Source organism: Cellulomonas xylanilytica (genome assembly GCF_007989805.1).
GTDB lineage: Bacteria > Actinomycetota > Actinomycetes > Actinomycetales > Cellulomonadaceae > Cellulomonas > Cellulomonas xylanilytica.
Genome location: NZ_BJUB01000001.1, coordinates 299,969 through 316,094 on the forward strand (window position 1 = coordinate 299,969; position 16,126 = coordinate 316,094).

A 16,126-nucleotide genomic window follows, 5' to 3' on the forward strand; every position below is an offset into this window, starting at 1 on the left:
CAGGGAGGAGCGACACGGTGAGCGAGAAGGACGCGGTCAGCCGGCTGGCGGAGGCCAAGCGGCTGGTCACCCAGGAGCTGCACAAGCAGGGCACGCCGGACTACGACCCGCGGTCGCACCAGCGTGCGATCGAGGCCGAGCGCAAGGCGCAGGACGCCGTGGACGCGGAGCAGACCGCGAACCACTGATCGACCCTCTCGCGGGCCCTCGCGCACTCCGCCACGCCGTCGTGGACACGCGTGCGCGGGGGCCCGTGAGCATGTATCTTGATGTCGAGATAAATCGCGACCCCGGCCACCTAGGCTGAGAGGTCGCCCCGCCCAGCGTCCGGGTGACCACCCATCCCCGGGCAGCACCACCGGCAGACTCGCCAGCGAAGGAGCCCCCCGTGAGCAGCGTCGACAGCTTCGGTTCGAAGGGAACACTCGAGGTCGGTGACGCCTCGTACGAGGTGTACCGGCTCTCGGCCGTCCCGGGGGTGGAGCGCCTGCCGTTCAGCCTCAAGGTGCTCGCCGAGAACCTGCTGCGCACCGAGGACGGCGCCAACATCACGGCCGACCACGTGCGCGCGCTCGCCGGGTGGGACCCGGACGCCCAGCCCGACACCGAGATCCAGTTCACGCCCGCCCGCGTGATCATGCAGGACTTCACCGGCGTGCCCTGCGTCGTCGACCTCGCCACGATGCGTGAGGCCGTCGTCGACCTCGGCGGCGACGCCAGCCGCATCAACCCGCTCGCCCCGGCCGAGCTGGTCATCGACCACTCCGTGCAGATCGACGTCGCCGGCCGCGCCGACGCGTTCGAGCGCAACGTCGAGCTCGAGTACGAGCGGAACCGCGAGCGCTACCAGTTCCTGCGCTGGGGCCAGACGGCGTTCGACGACTTCAAGGTGGTCCCCCCGGGCACCGGCATCGTGCACCAGGTCAACATCGAGTACCTGGCCCGTGGCGTCATGGTCCGCGACGGCAAGGCCTACCCCGACACGTGCGTCGGCACCGACTCGCACACCACGATGGTCAACGGCCTCGGCGTGCTGGGCTGGGGCGTCGGCGGCATCGAGGCCGAGGCCGCCATGCTCGGGCAGCCGGTGTCGATGCTCATCCCGCGCGTCGTCGGCTTCAAGCTCACCGGCACGATCCCGCTGGGCGTCACGGCGACCGACATCGTCCTCACGATCACGCAGAAGCTGCGCCAGCACGGCGTCGTCGGCAAGTTCGTGGAGTTCTACGGCGAGGGCGTCGCGGCCGTGCCGCTGGCGAACCGCGCGACCATCGGCAACATGAGCCCGGAGTTCGGCTCGACCGCCGCGATCTTCCCGATCGACTCCGTGACGATCGACTACCTGCGCCTCACCGGGCGCTCCGAGGAGCAGCTCGCGCTCGTCGAGGCGTACGCCAAGGAGCAGGGCATGTGGCTGGACCCGACGCTGGAGGGCTACGTCCAGCCGGTGTTCTCCGAGTACCTCGAGCTCGACCTGTCCACCGTCGTGCCGTCGATCGCCGGCCCGAAGCGCCCGCAGGACCGCATCGAGCTGTCGCGGGCCAAGGAGCAGTTCCAGCGCGACCTGCCGACCTACGCGCCCGAGCTGGCCAACAGCGTCGACGAGGCGGAGCGCGAGTCGTTCCCCGCGTCGGACAGCCCGGCGATCACGTCGTCGGCCACCCGTACCTTCCCGACGGTCGACACCGAGGGCCGGTCGTTCGACCTGTTCCACGGCGCCGTCGCGATCGCGTCCATCACGAGCTGCACCAACACGTCGAACCCGTCGGTGATGATCGCCGCGGCCCTCGTCGCCAAGAAGGCCGTCGAGAAGGGCCTCACCGCCAAGCCGTGGGTCAAGACGTCGATGGCGCCGGGCTCGCAGGTGGTCACCAACTACTACGAGAAGGCCGGACTCTGGCCGTACCTCGAGAAGCTGGGCTTCCACCTCGTCGGCTACGGCTGCGCCACGTGCATCGGCAACTCGGGCCCGCTGGACGAGAAGATCTCGGAGACCGTGCAGGAGCACGACCTCGCCGTCGCCGCGGTGCTCTCCGGCAACCGCAACTTCGAGGGGCGCATCAACCCCGACATCAAGATGAACTACCTGGCCTCCCCGCCGCTGGTCATTGCGTACGCGCTGGCCGGGACCATGGACTTCGACTTCGAGTCGGACCCGCTGGGGCGCGACGAGGCCGGGCAGCCGATCTTCCTGCGGGACATCTGGCCCACGCCGGACGAGGTCCAGTCCACGATCGACGCCTCCATCGACCGGGCGATGTTCACCAAGGACTACGCCGACGTGTTCAGCGGGGACGAGCGGTGGCGTGCGCTGCCGACCCCCGAGGGCGACACGTTCGAGTGGGACCCCGAGTCGACGTACGTTCGCAAGCCCCCGTACTTCGAGGGCATGCAGGCCGAGCCGGCACCGGTCGTGGACTTCCACGGTGCGCGCGTGCTGGCCAAGCTGGGGGACTCGGTCACCACCGACCACATCAGCCCGGCCGGCTCGATCAAGGCCGACAGCCCCGCGGGCCTCTACCTGGCCGAGCACGGCGTGGGTCGTCGCGACTTCAACTCCTACGGCTCGCGCCGCGGGAACCACGAGGTCATGATCCGCGGCACGTTCGCCAACATCCGGCTGCGCAACCAGCTGGTCCCCGGCGTCGAGGGCGGGTTCACGAAGAACTTCCTCACCGGTGAGCAGTCCTCGATCTACGACGCGTCGCAGGCCTACCAGGAGGCGGGCATCCCGCTCGTCGTCCTCGGCGGCAAGGAGTACGGCTCCGGCTCGTCGCGCGACTGGGCCGCCAAGGGCACCAGCCTGCTGGGCGTCAAGGCGGTCATCACCGAGAGCTTCGAGCGGATCCACCGCTCCAACCTCATCGGGATGGGCGTCCTCCCGCTGCAGTTCCCGGAGGGCGAGTCGGCCGACTCGCTCGGCCTGGACGGCACGGAGACGTTCGACATCACCGGCGTCACCGCGCTGAACGAGGGCACGACGCCGCGCACGCTGGCGGTCACGGCCACGAAGCCCGACGGCACGGTCGTCGCGTTCGACGCGGTGCTGCGCATCGACACCCCGGGCGAGGCGGACTACTACCGCAACGGCGGCATCCTGCAGTACGTGCTGCGCTCGCTCGTCACGGCCTGACGCACCACGGCACACCGCGAGCCCGGTCCCCGTCCGACGGGGGCCGGGCTCGCGGCGTCAGCGGCGTGGGCGGTCGCGGTCAGGCATCCGTCCCGACCTTTACACTCGGGCGCGTGTCCGGACCCGCCGCCCCGCCCGACCTGCGCGCACGTGCGCGGGCCAGCGGCAGCCTCGTGGCTCGCCGCGCCCTCGACCAGCCGCTGCGGCGCATCGGGATCGGCGGCGCCGTCGTCCTCCTCGCCGTCACAGCAGCGTTCGGCGGCCTGCGGGAGCAGGAGAAGGACGGACCCGAGGTGCTCGCGGTCGACGTCCCGGTCGAGGTGGCGCCGTTCGAGCTGACCGTGCACCGGGTCGTGTGGACCACGGACCTGCCGGGGCAGTACCTGACCGACGACGGCAACCGCTGGATCGGCGTCGTCGCCACGGTGCGCAACACGAGCGACGCGGGAGTCCTGGGCGTGACGCTCACGGACACGCTCACGCTCGACGACGTCGACGGGCTCGTGCAGGAGCCGAGCGTGCTCGTCCCCGGCGTCGAGGCGTCGGCGATCGCCCTGCTGGAGGACGGCTCGTCGCTCAGCCCCGTCCAGCCGGGCCTCACGTACGAGGCGGCGTTCCTGTTCGAGCAGGACGGGTCCGCCGCACCGCCCACCAGCGCGACCGTGCTGCTGCAGCGGCAGACCTGGGGCGTCGGCATCCTCGACGAGACGGTCAGCTGGCGGGACCCCGTGACGACGCTGCGGGGCGAGCTCGACGTCCGCGAGGCCCGGTCGAGCGAGGAGTCGGAGTCGTGAGCACCCCTGAGCCCGTCGGGACCACGGCCCGCGTGCGTCGCCCCCGAGTGCAGACCCTCGGTGCCGGCGCAGCCGTGCTCGCCGCCCTCGCCGTCGGGCACGTCGTCGTCACCGCGTTCCCCGTCGACGACCGCGTGTCGGCGCCGTTCGTCCGGCCGACCGTCGTCGGTGAGACGGTCGAGCTCCGGTACGCGAGCCTGACGGCCGGCGAGCCGACGGGCTCCACCGTCCTCAGCCCCGACACCTCCACGCAGCTGTCCACCCCCGGCGTGTTCCTCACGGTCCCGCTGACCATCGTGGCGACCGGGCAACCGCGCATGATCTCGTTCGCCGAGCTCCGCGGTGGGGACGGTCGCACCTACACGGTCTTCACCAGCGGGCGCTCCTCGTTCCTGCCCGGTACGGCGCAGCCCGGGGTCCCCCGCTACGCGACCGTGAGCGTCGAGCTCCCGCCCGAGGCCGTGCCCGGCGCCCACCTGCGCATCGGGCTCAACCAGGAGGACCAGCGCGGCGACGACCTCGCCGACATCGACCTGGGACTCACGCAGGCCGACGCCGACGACTGGGCGGCGGTCGACACGCCGCTGGACATCTCGTCGCGCTCGGACGAGCCGCTGGAGCAGCCGTGAGCGCCCCGATCGTGACGCCGGTGCCGGACGCGCCGGCTGCCGGGTGGTGGCACCGCAACCGGTGGGCGCTGGTCGCGCTGCCCGTCGCGCTCGTGCTCACCCTCGTGGCGGCCGGCGACCGCGTCCGCACCCTCTGGTGGGAGCAGGACCTGCGCCGCCCGACCACGGTCGCCGCAGGCGAGACCGCCGACTTCCACCAGCGCGTCTACGACGGCCTCGGCGGCACCCTGCCCGTCGACGTGCAGGTGCGCCTCGACGGCGTGCGCGACGTGTCGACGCTGCCCCGGGACATGGAGGTGCCGGAGGGTTCCCGGGCGGTGCAGGTCGACCTCACCCTGAGCGCCGACCCCGACCGCGTGCTCACCGGGTGCCTGCTCGCCGTGCGCGACGCCGCCGGGAACCGGTACGACTACGTGTCGAACGCGTGGGGTGCGAACCAGGCCGTGGTGCCGTGCGTCCCCGAGGACGCGCCGGGGCCGCGGCCGTCGCTGGGCGACCTGGACGAGGTGCTGAGCGAGCAGGACACGCCACCCCGACCGGCCACGTGGTCCGTCTCGCGGGTGCTCGTCGTCCCGGAGGGGATCGACGTCACCGAGGTGGTCCTCTGGTGGCAGAAGCCGCAGCACCTGCTGCTCGAGGTGCCGAGCTAGTCCTCGGTCGGCACGGGCTCCCGCACGGCAGCCCGGGCTTGGCCGGCGAGGATGCGGTCCACGCCTGCCGCGAGCAGGGCCATCGTCACCGTCAGGCCGACGGCTGTCGCGACCGACGCCACCATCGGGACGAAGGCGAGCCACGTGTAGAGGTCCTGTGGTCCGACGAGTGCCCGGCCGAGCATCAGGATCCCTTCCTCGATACGCGTCGCGGCGAGGAACGCGAGCGCGAACACCAGCATCGGCCCGAGGCCGGCGACCGCGAGCCTGCGCAGCCCGTCGGTGAGGGCCGTGAAGCGGCCCCGCACGTCACCGACGACGGGTGCGGCGGCCTCGGTGGTCCAGCGTCGCACCGGGGCAGGCACCCGCTGCCACGCAGCCAGGCGCACGCGCGGCTCGAGCGGCGGTGGCGCCGCGAGCTTGTGCCCGTAGACGACCGCACCCACGGTGAGCCACGCGAGCGGGATGACGACGAGGTCGTCGAGGTTGCCGAGCACGCCCGCGACGGCGTCGACCACGGCGTCGACCGGTGCGGCGACCGGTCCCAGCGCGTCGAGCACCGTCAGCCACCAGTCGAGCACGACGGACACGGCCCGCCGGGTCTCCACCCACTCCCACGCGCGATCCAGCAGCTGGGTGGCGAACGCCGCCACGGCAAGCAGCCAGAACGCCTCGACGTAGGCACCGGCGAAGGCGAGCGCGCGACGGTTGCTCCGGCCCTCCCACCGGCCGAGCAGCCAGCGGAGCACGACCGCCACCACGACCAGGACGACCAGGCCCCAGCCGGTGGCCAGCTCCGTGAACCCGCCGTCAGGGCCGTCCCCGGTCAGGGAGAACCCGTTCTCGCGGAACTCCCGGAACGCCGCGGTGTTGAGGAACCTCGACCGGTCCTCGTCGAGCAGCCCGTACGACGCGTACAGCGCGAGGAACGGGACGAACACCGACGCGAGGACGTCGACCAGGCCGCGCTCGTGCCCCGACGTGGTGTCGTCGGGACCGCGGGTCCGGCCGATCGCGGCGAGGGCGGGAAGGTCGCGGCGCAGGACGTGCAGCATGGCGACGATGCCGGCGACCATGCTGAGCGGCGCCAGCACGAGGACCGCCCAGCCGAGCGTGTTGTTCACCGTCGACGCGTTGACGGCCGCCCACCCGGCGGCGTGGCGCCCGGCCACGGCGAGCAGCGCGATGACGAGGAGCAACGGCCACGAGCGGGCCCACAGGCGCGCGCCCTGCGCGACGACGGAGCCGAGGTCGCGCAGCCAGGGGCGCAAGCCGGAGGCCGGTGCGGGTGCGATGGTCGGTGCGTCGGTCACGGCGGACATCATCCCCTGCGTCGGGCCCTCGCGGGTGGCGGTCCATCGGCGGCGTCAGCCACCGGTCGTCAGAGCGGACCCCAGCAGGTCGACCAGGGTGCGCATCGACGACCCCTGCTGGTCGTCACGGTCGGGGTTGGCCTCGGTCACGACGAGGCCGGACCAGCCGGGGTCGGACACGAGCTGGGTCAGCAGGGCACCCAGCACCGGCGGCGTCAGACCGCGGCCGTACTGGGGGACGTCCGCCAGCGGCAGCGTGAACATGTCGAGGACGTCGACGTCGAGGTGCACCAGGAAGCCGTCGGCAGCCGTGGCGACGGCGGCGACGGCCTGCCGGGCGGCTCCGTGCGGGTCGGCGAGCACCGCCGTCGCGGGGACGCGCACGGACGGGACGAGCCCGTGCACGTCCTCCTCGTCGTCGGCGTAGCCCACGAAGCAGAGCCGGTCCGGTGCCAGGAGCGGGCGGCGCGGGCCCAGGCCGGCCAGCGTGTCGTGCGCACCCGGCAGGTCGAGCAGGTGCGCCACGCCCATCGAGTCGGCGATCGGCTCGTCGGGGTGGTCCCCGGGCAGCTGGAGGTCCTGCCCGCCGTCGACGTAGACGAGCCCGAGGTCGAGCCCGGCGTCCGCGGCAGCCGCGAGGACGGCGAGAGTCACCGTGCACTCGCCGCCGAGCACCACGGGCACGTGACCCGCCGCCAGGACCGCAGCCGTCGCGGCTCGTGCCTCCTGCAGGACCGCAGCCACCCGGGCGACGTCGTGCGGGTTGGTGCGCTCGGGAGGGTCGGCCCGCCACCGGGCGACCGACGTGTCGCCGTGGTCCACCACGCGACGGCCGGACCGCGCGAGGGCGGTCACCAGGCCGGCGGCCCGCAGTGCGGCGGGGGAGCGTTCGAGGCCCGGGGCGTGGGCGGCAGCGCTGGACGGCACCCCGAGGATGCCCAGAGGTCGTTCCGACATCCGGCCAGGGTAGAGGCGGGGTCCGACGCTCAGCCCGCGTCGGGGCCGGACAGCCGGGTGCCGAACGTCCCCGCGGTCACGGTCGCGTACGAGCGGCGGACCATCTCCTCCAGGACGCCGAGGTCGACGGCGTCGAGGTCCTTCAGGTAGAGGCAGCTCTTGCCGATCGTGTGCGGACCGAGGTCGGCGAGCAGGTCGGCGTGCGTCTCGGCGCCGTCCGGGAAGTAGACGGTCGTGGCCGCCTTGCGGGGCGAGAAGCCGGCCGCGCCCGCCGAGCCCTCGCGGCCCGACGGGTAGCGGTAGTGGTAGGTGCCGAAGCCGACGATGGTGGGGCCCCACATCCGCGGCTGCTCGCCGGTGACGCGGGCCATCAGGTCGATGAGGCGCTCGGCGTCCCGGCGGCGGACCGGGTGCTCCACGGCCGCGACGAACGCGGCGACGTCGGCGTCGGTGGGGACGGTCTTGTTCGGCTCGTGTGCCACCGGGCCAGTATCCCGCGCCGTCAGTCGGAGAGCGCCTGTGCGACGCCGTGGCGGCCGATCTCCGCGAGCGTCGGGTGGTCGACAGGATGCATCTGCAGGACGACGGCCATGTGCAGCGCCCACGCCTGCGCCCGCCGCCAGGTCGCCTCGTCATGGCGCAGGCGGTCGCGGAACGCCGCGCGTCCGTCGGCGTCGAACGTCAGCCAGGCGGTCGACAGGTCGGACGCCGGGTCGCCCGACGTCACGTCCCCGAAGTCGATCACCGCCCGCAGCCCGGCGTCGTGGACCAGGAGGTTGGCGGGGTGGGGGTCACCGTGCAGCCACAGGGCCGGACCGTCCCACCCGGGGGCGGCGGCGAGCTCCCGCCAACGCTCGAGGATGCGGTCGGCGTCGGGCAGCTCGCGCCGTTCCAGCCGCTCGCGCAGCGGCTGCTCGCGCGGCGCGATCGGCACGCCGCGGTACGGGTTCACGGGTGCGTCGTCCGGGGCCGGCCGGTGCAGCGCGACGAACACCTCGGCCAGCCGGGTGGCCCACGCCGTGCGGCTCGCCACCGGGGTGTGGTGCGCGGCGACCGCGTCGAACCACGGCACGACGCTCCAGGCCCACGGGTACGTGGACGAGGGCACGCCGACCCGCACGGGCGTCGGCACGTCGACCGGCAGCCGCGGCGCCAGGACGGGCAGCCAGCGCTGCTCGTGGACCACCAGCGCAGCCCCGACCTCGCGGACGGGGAACCGGGCGGCCAGCCCGTCACCGACGCGCCACAGCGCGTTGTCCCACCCCGTGCCGGCCCACGTCAGCGGCAGGTCAGCGAGGTCCGGGTGCTGCTCGCGCAGGAGGGTGCGGGCGAGGTCCTCGGTGACCTCGATCTCCGGGAGGGGATGCACCACGTCAGCGCGCCTGCACGGTGCGGTGCACGTCGTAGGGGACCGCCCAGCCGAGGGCGTCGAACATCCTGGCCAGCACGATCCCTGTGAACCCCCAGACCAGCACGCCGTCGACGGTGAACGCCGGGGTCCGCACGGTCCGGCCGAAGCGCGCGTGCTCGACGCTCGCCCGGTTGGCCGGCTCCAGCAGGTCCGCCACCGGGACGCGGAACACGTCGACCGTCTCGGCGTGGTCGACCGCCGCCACCTGCGACGGTCGCGTCCACCACGCCGGGACGGGTGTGACCAGGTGGTTGCTCACGGGCACGGGCATCGCCGGCAGCGTGCCGAGCACCTCGACGCCCGACGCGTCGAGCCCGACCTCCTCGACCGCCTCCCGGAGCGCCGCCTCGCGCGGTCCGGCGTCGGACGGCTCGAGCCGACCGCCGGGGAACGCGATCTGCCCGGCGTGGTGGCCGAGGGTCCGGGACCGCCGCTGGAGCAGCACGTCGAGGTCGCGAGCCACCAAGGGCTCCTCGGTGCGCGACGGCGTCGCGTCGAGCGCGCCGAACAGCACGAGGACCGCGGCAGGGCGGGCGGACGAGGGCTCCTCCAGCACGCGGGCCGGATCCACGCGCCAGTCGACGCCGCGCGCGCACAGGTCGAGCAGCTCGGCGCGCGCCCCGCGCACCGACGGCACGGGAGCCGTCATCCGCGCGCCCGCACGAGCTCGCCGAACGCCGCGAACATCTTCGTCGCGGCGGGGACCAGCCCGGGCAGGTGCTCGGCACCGGCCGCACGGATCTCGTCGATCTCCTCGGGGGAGAGGTCACCGACCATGTCCGGCGTCTCCAGCCACAGGTCGAGCATCCCCGCGTCGAGCTCGGGGTGGAACTGCACGCCGAGCGCGCTGCCCGCTCGGAACGCCTGCACCGGCGTGGCCGCCGTGGACGCCAGCAGCGTGGCCCCCGCCGGCAGGTCGACCGTGTCGGAGTGCCAGTGCAGCACCGTGGGGCGCTCGCCGAGCGTACCCAGCATGAGGTCCTCCGCGACGACGTCGACCGGGGCGAACCCGATCTCGGTGGCGGCACGCAGGTGCAGCCGGGAACCGAGCGCCAGCGCGAGGATCTGCATCCCGAGGCAGACGCCCAGCACCGGCACGTCGGCGTCGACCGCCGACGCCAGCAGAGCGCGCTCCGCCGCCAGACCGGGATGCCCCGGCACGTCGTCGGCGTCCATGGGGCCGCCCATGACGACCACGCCGGACACCTCGTCGAGACCAGGGAGCCGGGCGTCCTCCAGGTCGAGGACGGTCCGCACCCGGACGGGGGCGTCGAGACCGCGCGCGATCAGCCCGGGACCCTCGTGCGGGGCGTGCATCACCACCAGGACGGGACGCATCCCGGTCACCACCCGTCGGGCAGCGGGCGCCCTTCCTCGTAGCCCGCGGCCGACTGGATGCCCACGACGGCACGCTCGTGCAGCTCGTCGAGGGACGTCGCGCCGACGTAGGTCGCGGCGGAGCGCACCCCGGCGGTGATGTGGTCGACGAGGTCCTCGACGCCGGGACGGCGGGGGTCGAGGAACATCCGGGAGGACGAGATGCCCTCCTCGTACAGCGCCTTGCGTGCGCGGTCGAACGCGGAGCCGCCGCGCGTGCGGGCCGCGACCGCGCGCGCCGACGCCATGCCGAAGCTCTCCTTGTAGAGGCGACCGTTGCCGTCCTCGTGCAGGTCGCCCGGCGACTCGTGCGTGCCGGCGAACCAGGACCCGACCATGACCTGGGACGCACCGGCGGCGAGGGCCAGCGCGACGTCGCGCGGGTGGCGGACGCCCCCGTCGGCCCACACGTGCTTGCCCAGCCGGCGCGCCTCGGCGGCGCACTCCAGCACCGCGGAGAACTGCGGGCGACCGACCGCCGTCATCATGCGGGTGGTGCACATCGCACCGGGGCCGACGCCGACCTTGACGATGTCCGCGCCCGCCGCGACCAGGTCGCGGGTGCCCTCGGCGGTGACGACGTTGCCCGCCACGACCGGCACCTGCGGGTCGAGCGAGCGGACCGCGCCGAGCGCGTCCAGCATCTTGCGCTGGTGCCCGTGCGCGGTGTCGACGACGAGCACGTCGACGCCGGCCTCGAGCAGCTCGAGGGCCTTCTGCTTGACGTCGCCGTTGATCCCGACGGCCGCGGCGACGCGCAGGCGCCCCTGGGCGTCGAGGGCCGGCTGGTAGATCGACGAGCGCAGGGCACCGACCTGCGTGAGGACGCCGACGAGCTCGCCGTCGCGGACCACGGGGGAGAACTTGCGCCGCGACGCGTGCAGCTTCTCGAACGCCGCCTCGAGCCCGCGCCGGCCGCCCTGCTCGACGATCGCGAGGTCGACGGTGGTCGGGTGGGCGCTCATGACCTCCTCGACCTGCGTGAAGCGGTCGACGCCCTGGCAGTCCGCCTCGGTCACGACGCCGACGGGCTTGCCGCCGTCGACGACGACCGCGGCGCCGTGCGCGCGCTTGCCGATGAGGGTCAGGGCCGTGTGCACGGTGTCGTGCGGGCTGACCACCACCGCGGACTCGACGACGGTGTGCCGCGCCTTGACGGACGAGACGACCTCGGCCACGACGTCCGTCGGCACGTCCTGCGGGAGGACGGTGATGCCGCCGCGGCGAGCGACCGTCTCGGCCATCCGGCGGCCGGCGACGGCGGTCATGTTGGCGACGACGATGGGGACGGTGGTGCCGGTGCCGTCGACGGCCGAGAGGTCGACGTCGAAGCGGGAGGTGACCTCCGAACGCGACGGGACGAGGAAGACGTCTCCGTAGGTGAGGTCCGAGGTGGCCGTGTGGCCGGGCAGGAAGCGCATGGGTTTCCCCCTTTCCGGTCCATGGTAGTCGCTCGGGCCGGTCTCTTCACGGGCCCTCCACACCGGGCTGACCTGCACCAGCGCGTAGGTGGTGCCCGCTCGGCCTACAGTGTGGACAAGCTTTCGGCGTCCGCACGGTGCGGCATCGTCGCCGCACACCGGAGGAGGAGGCACCACCATGGGTCAGCTGGACCGCATCAGCACCCCCGACGACGTGCGCCGGCTCACCTCGCGCCAGGCTGACGACCTCGCCGCCGAGATCCGCACGTTCCTCGTGGACCAGGTTTCCCGCACCGGTGGGCACCTCGGGCCCAACCTCGGGGTCGTCGAGCTGACCATCGCGATGCACCGCGTCTTCGAGTCGCCGCTGGACACCCTGGTGTTCGACACGGGCCACCAGGCGTACGTGCACAAGCTGCTGACCGGCCGGCGGGACTTCTCGCAGCTACGCAGCAAGGGCGGGCTGTCCGGGTACCCCAGCCGAGCGGAGTCCGAGCACGACGTCGTCGAGAACTCGCACGCCTCCACCGCGCTGAGCTGGGCCGACGGCATCGCCAAGGCGAACGAGCTGCAGGGTCGCGGCGACCGGCACGTCGTCGCCGTGATCGGTGACGGCGCCCTGACGGGCGGGATGGCCTGGGAGGCGCTCAACAACATCGCCGCCGGGCAGGACCGCCGGCTCGTGATCGTGGTCAACGACAACGGCCGGTCGTACGCCCCGACCATCGGCGGCCTCGCGCACCACCTCGACACCCTGCGCACCACCCAGGGCTACGAGAACGTCCTGTCCTGGGGCAAGCGCACGCTGCGCCGGTCCGGTGCTCCCGGACGCGCCACCTACGAGGCGCTGCACGGCATGAAGAAGGGCATCAAGGACGTCCTCGCCCCGCAGGGCATGTTCGAGGACCTCGGCATCAAGTACGTCGGTCCCGTGGACGGGCACGACGTGCGGGCGGTCGAGAAGGCGCTGCGCAACGCCAAGGCGTTCGGCGGCCCCGTGATCGTGCACGTCATCACCGAGAAGGGCCGCGGCTACGTCCCGGCCGAGCAGGACGTCGCCGACCGGTTCCACGCCGTCGGCAAGATCCACCCGGAGACCGGGCTGCCCGTCGCGCCGTCGCGGTTCGAGTGGACGAGCGTCTTCGCCGACGAGCTCGTGCGCATCGGCCGCCGGCGCCCGGACGTCGTGGCCGTCACCGCGGCCATGCTCCAGCCGGTCGGTCTCGCGCCGTTCGCCGCCGAGTTCCCCGCCCGGGTGTTCGACGTCGGGATCGCCGAGCAGCACGCGGCGACGTCGGCTGCCGGCATGGCCTTCGGAGGGCTGCACCCCGTCGTCGCGGTGTACGCCACGTTCCTCAACCGCGCCTTCGACCAGGTGCTCATGGACGTCGCCCTGCACAAGGCCGGCGTCACGTTCGTGCTCGACCGGGCGGGCCTGACGGGGTCCGACGGCGCGAGCCACAACGGCATGTGGGACATGGCGATGCTCGCTGTCGTCCCCGGCCTGCGGCTGGCGGCCCCGCGCGACGAGGAGACGCTGCGCGACGCGCTCCGCACCGCGGTGGACGTCGACGACGCCCCGACGGTCGTCCGCTACCCTAAGGGCGCGCTCGTCGACCCGGTCCCCGCCATCGACCACCTCGACGGTGTCGACGTGCTCGCCCGGCACGACGGACCGGCCGACGCGCAGCACGTGCTCGTCGTCGGGTACGGCGCGATGGCGCCGACCGCGCTCGAGACGGCCGACATCCTCGCCGCCCACGGCCTGCGCGTGACCGTCGTCGATCCCCGGTGGGTCATGCCCGTCTCGGCGGCGCTCACCAAGCTGGTGGGTGACCACGACCACGTGGTCACCATCGAGGACGGCGTCGTCGACGGCGGTCTGGGATCGCTGGTCGCCCAGCGGGCGCGCGAGGCCGGCATCGGGACGCCGGTGCACGCCGTCGGCATCCCGCGCGCGTTCCTCGACCACGCCACCCGCGAGCAGCTGGTGACCGAGCTCCGCCTGTCGGCCGGCGACATCGCTCGGGACACGCTGGCCGCCCTGGGCCGCCCGTCCTGAGACATAGGGCCTTTCGGCCCGGGACAGGGCATCGGGCTCCTTCGTAGCGTCGAGTACATCGACCACCGTCGGAGGAGCACGCAGATGTCCACCAGCACCCTGTCCCGGAACGTCCCCACCGAGCCCGCCCTGCAGCCGGCATGGCGCGGCTTCGCCCGCGGGTCCTGGACGGACGAGATCGACGTGCGGGACTTCATCCAGCGCAACTACACGCCCTTCACCGGTGACGCCTCGTTCCTGGCCGGCCCGACGCCGCGGACGACGGCGATGTGGGCACGCATGACCGCCATGTTCCCGGCCGAGCGGGCGCGCGGCGTCCACGACGTCGACCCGCACACCCCGTCGACGATCACCTCGCACGCGCCCGGGTACATCGACCGGCACAACGAGCTCGTCGTCGGGCTGCAGACGGATGCGCCCCTCAAGCGCGCCATCATGCCCAACGGCGGCTACCGGATGGTCGAGAAGGCGCTGGAGACCTACGGGTTCGTGCCGGACCCGAGGGTGGGGGAGATCTTCACCAAGTACCGCAAGACCCACAACGACGGGGTCTTCGACGTCTACCCGCCGGCCGTCCGCGCCGCACGCTCCGCGCACCTCATCACGGGTCTGCCGGACGCGTACGGGCGCGGCCGGATCATCGGTGACTACCGCCGGGTGGCGCTGTACGGGGTCGACGCCCTGGTCGCGGCCAAGCGTCAGGACCGCGCGGTGCTCGACGAGGAGCGCTCGTCGGAGTCCGTGATCCGCGACCGCGAGGAGAACGCGGAGCAGATCCGCGCGCTCGGCGAGCTCAAGGTCATGGCCGCCTCCTACGGGTACGACATCTCCGGGCCCGCGACCACGGCGAAGGAGGCCGTGCAGTGGCTGTACTTCGCCTACCTCGGCGCCGTGAAGGAGCAGAACGGCGCGGCGATGTCCCTGGGCCGCACCTCGACGTTCCTCGACGTCTACCTGCAGCGCGACCTCGCCGCGGGTCGGATCACGGAGCAGGACGCCCAGGAGCTCGTCGACGACCTGGTGATCAAGCTGCGCATCGTGCGGTTCCTGCGCACGCCGGAGTACGACGAGCTGTTCTCCGGCGACCCCACGTGGGTCACGGAGTCGATCGGCGGGATGGGGGAGGACGGTCGCACGCTGGTGACGAAGACCTCGTTCCGGTACCTGCAGACCCTCTACAACCTGGGGCCGGCTCCCGAGCCGAACCTCACGGTGTTCTGGACCGACCGGCTCCCCGACGGGTTCAAGCGGTTCTGCACGCAGGTGTCCATCGACACGTCCGCGCTGCAGTACGAGTCGGACGACCTCATCCGTGAGTCGTGGGGAGACGACGCCGCCATCGCCTGCTGCGTGTCGCCCATGCGCGTCGGCAAGCAGATGCAGTTCTTCGGCGCACGGGTCAACCTGGCCAAGGCGCTGCTCTACGCGATCAACGGCGGTCGCGACGAGCTGACGGGCAAGCAGGTGGCTCCGGCCGCGGCGCCGGTCGTCGGTGACCTGCTCGACTACGACGACGTCGTCGCCAAGCTCGACGTGATGCTCGACTGGCTCGCGCAGACGTACGTGGACGCGCTCAACTGCGTGCACGTCATGCACGACAAGTACGCGTACGAGCGCCTCGAGATGGCGCTGCACGACCGCGAGGTGCTGCGGACCATGGCGTGCGGGATCGCGGGCCTGTCGGTGGTCGCCGACTCGCTCTCGGCGATCAAGCACGCCGGGGTGCGCCCGGTGCGGAACGCCGACGGGCTGGTCACCGAGTACCGGGTCGACGGCGACTTCCCCACCTACGGCAACGACGACGACCGGGCCGACGACATCGCGGTGTGGCTGGTCGAGACGTTCATGGCGAAGATCCGTCACACCCCCACGTACCGCGACTCGATCCACACGCAGTCGGTGCTCACCATCACGTCGAACGTGGTCTACGGGAAGTCGACGGGCTCCACGCCCGACGGTCGCCGCGCCGGCCAGCCGTTCGCACCCGGGGCCAACCCGATGAACGGCCGCGACGCGCACGGGATGCTCGCGTCCGCGCTGTCGGTGGCCAAGATCCCGTACGCCGAGGCGATGGACGGGATCTCGCTGACGTCCTCGGTGATCCCCACGGGACTGGGCCGCACCCGCGACGAGCAGGTGACCAACCTGGTCGGGCTGCTGGACGCGTACATGATGTCGTCGGGCTACCACCTGAACATCAACGTGCTGAACCGGGAGACCCTCGAGGACGCCATGGAGCACCCCGAGGAGTACCCGCAGCTGACCATCCGGGTGTCGGGCTACGCCGTGAACTTCGTGCGGCTCACGCGCGAGCAGCAGCTCGACGTGCTGTCCCGGACGTTCCACGGCTCTGTCTGACCCTCAAGTGAGCGGACCGAC

14 protein-coding genes are annotated in these 16,126 nt (G+C 72.8%); 7 read left to right on the forward strand and 7 right to left on the reverse strand.

Going from position 1 to position 16,126, the window contains the following annotated elements:
- The first annotated feature begins 17 nt into the window (after nucleotides 1-17).
- From CXY01_RS01350 to CXY01_RS01370, 5 genes are all read left to right on the forward strand, one after another.
- A complete protein-coding gene (locus CXY01_RS01350; RefSeq protein WP_146925258.1) occupies nucleotides 18-188 on the forward strand; it encodes a translation initiation factor 2 in 171 nt (56 codons plus the stop codon).
- A 200-nt stretch (nucleotides 189-388) separates the two neighbouring features.
- Nucleotides 389-3,133 carry an aconitate hydratase AcnA gene (gene acnA / locus CXY01_RS01355; RefSeq protein WP_146925259.1) on the forward strand — a complete coding sequence of 915 codons (2,745 nt, stop codon included), beginning with the start codon at nucleotides 389-391 and terminating at the stop codon, nucleotides 3,131-3,133.
- A 113-nt stretch (nucleotides 3,134-3,246) separates the two neighbouring features.
- A complete protein-coding gene (locus CXY01_RS01360) occupies nucleotides 3,247-3,927 on the forward strand; it encodes a hypothetical protein (RefSeq protein WP_146925260.1) in 681 nt (226 codons plus the stop codon).
- On the forward strand, nucleotides 3,924-4,556 hold the full coding sequence (locus tag CXY01_RS01365; protein ID WP_146925261.1) for a DUF4352 domain-containing protein: 633 nt from the start codon (nucleotides 3,924-3,926) through the stop codon (nucleotides 4,554-4,556). The genes CXY01_RS01360 and CXY01_RS01365 overlap by 4 nt, the downstream gene beginning before the upstream one ends.
- Nucleotides 4,553-5,206, forward strand: coding sequence for a hypothetical protein (locus CXY01_RS01370; protein ID WP_146925262.1), 654 nt, complete (start codon nucleotides 4,553-4,555; stop codon nucleotides 5,204-5,206). Before CXY01_RS01365 ends, CXY01_RS01370 begins: the two co-directional genes overlap by 4 nt.
- Here the strand turns inward: CXY01_RS01370 and CXY01_RS01375 are convergent.
- From CXY01_RS01375 to CXY01_RS01405, 7 genes are read right to left on the reverse strand one after another with little or no spacing between them, the layout of a single operon-like run.
- Nucleotides 5,203-6,519, reverse strand: coding sequence for a hypothetical protein (locus CXY01_RS01375; RefSeq protein ID WP_146925263.1), 1,317 nt, complete (start codon nucleotides 6,517-6,519; stop codon nucleotides 5,203-5,205). The two genes, CXY01_RS01370 and CXY01_RS01375, sit on opposite strands and share 4 nt — an antisense overlap.
- Nucleotides 6,520-6,573: 54 nt before the next feature.
- The gene (locus CXY01_RS01380; protein ID WP_146925264.1) at nucleotides 6,574-7,476 is read right to left on the reverse strand and encodes an arginase family protein; all 903 of its coding nucleotides are present in this window, start codon (nucleotides 7,474-7,476) and stop codon (nucleotides 6,574-6,576) included.
- Between the two features lie 29 nt (nucleotides 7,477-7,505).
- Nucleotides 7,506-7,958, reverse strand: a complete 453-nt coding sequence (locus CXY01_RS01385; RefSeq protein WP_146925265.1) for a DUF1801 domain-containing protein — start codon at nucleotides 7,956-7,958, stop codon at nucleotides 7,506-7,508.
- 20 nt (nucleotides 7,959-7,978) lie between these two features.
- Complete coding sequence (locus tag CXY01_RS01390) at nucleotides 7,979-8,848, reverse strand: aminoglycoside phosphotransferase family protein (protein ID WP_146925266.1); 870 nt, start codon at nucleotides 8,846-8,848, stop codon at nucleotides 7,979-7,981.
- Nucleotide 8,849: 1 nt separating this feature from the next.
- Nucleotides 8,850-9,536 (reverse strand): NUDIX hydrolase, encoded by a 687-nt coding sequence (locus CXY01_RS01395; RefSeq protein WP_146925267.1) that lies wholly within the window; start codon nucleotides 9,534-9,536, stop codon nucleotides 8,850-8,852.
- Nucleotides 9,533-10,225, reverse strand: a complete 693-nt coding sequence (locus CXY01_RS01400) for a type 1 glutamine amidotransferase (RefSeq protein ID WP_146925268.1) — start codon at nucleotides 10,223-10,225, stop codon at nucleotides 9,533-9,535. The genes CXY01_RS01395 and CXY01_RS01400 overlap by 4 nt, the downstream gene beginning before the upstream one ends.
- A gap of 5 nt (nucleotides 10,226-10,230) precedes the next feature.
- On the reverse strand, nucleotides 10,231-11,685 hold the full coding sequence (locus CXY01_RS01405; RefSeq protein ID WP_146925269.1) for a GuaB1 family IMP dehydrogenase-related protein: 1,455 nt from the start codon (nucleotides 11,683-11,685) through the stop codon (nucleotides 10,231-10,233).
- Nucleotides 11,686-11,863: 178 nt separating this feature from the next.
- Between CXY01_RS01405 and dxs the strand changes: the two genes are divergently transcribed.
- Nucleotides 11,864-13,747: a 1-deoxy-D-xylulose-5-phosphate synthase gene (gene dxs, locus CXY01_RS01410; protein WP_146925270.1), complete on the forward strand. Its 1,884-nt coding sequence runs from the start codon at nucleotides 11,864-11,866 to the stop codon at nucleotides 13,745-13,747.
- A gap of 84 nt (nucleotides 13,748-13,831) precedes the next feature.
- Nucleotides 13,832-16,105 carry a formate C-acetyltransferase gene (gene pflB, locus CXY01_RS01415; RefSeq protein ID WP_146925271.1) on the forward strand — a complete coding sequence of 758 codons (2,274 nt, stop codon included), beginning with the start codon at nucleotides 13,832-13,834 and terminating at the stop codon, nucleotides 16,103-16,105.
- Nucleotides 16,106-16,126: the final 21 nt, after the last annotated feature.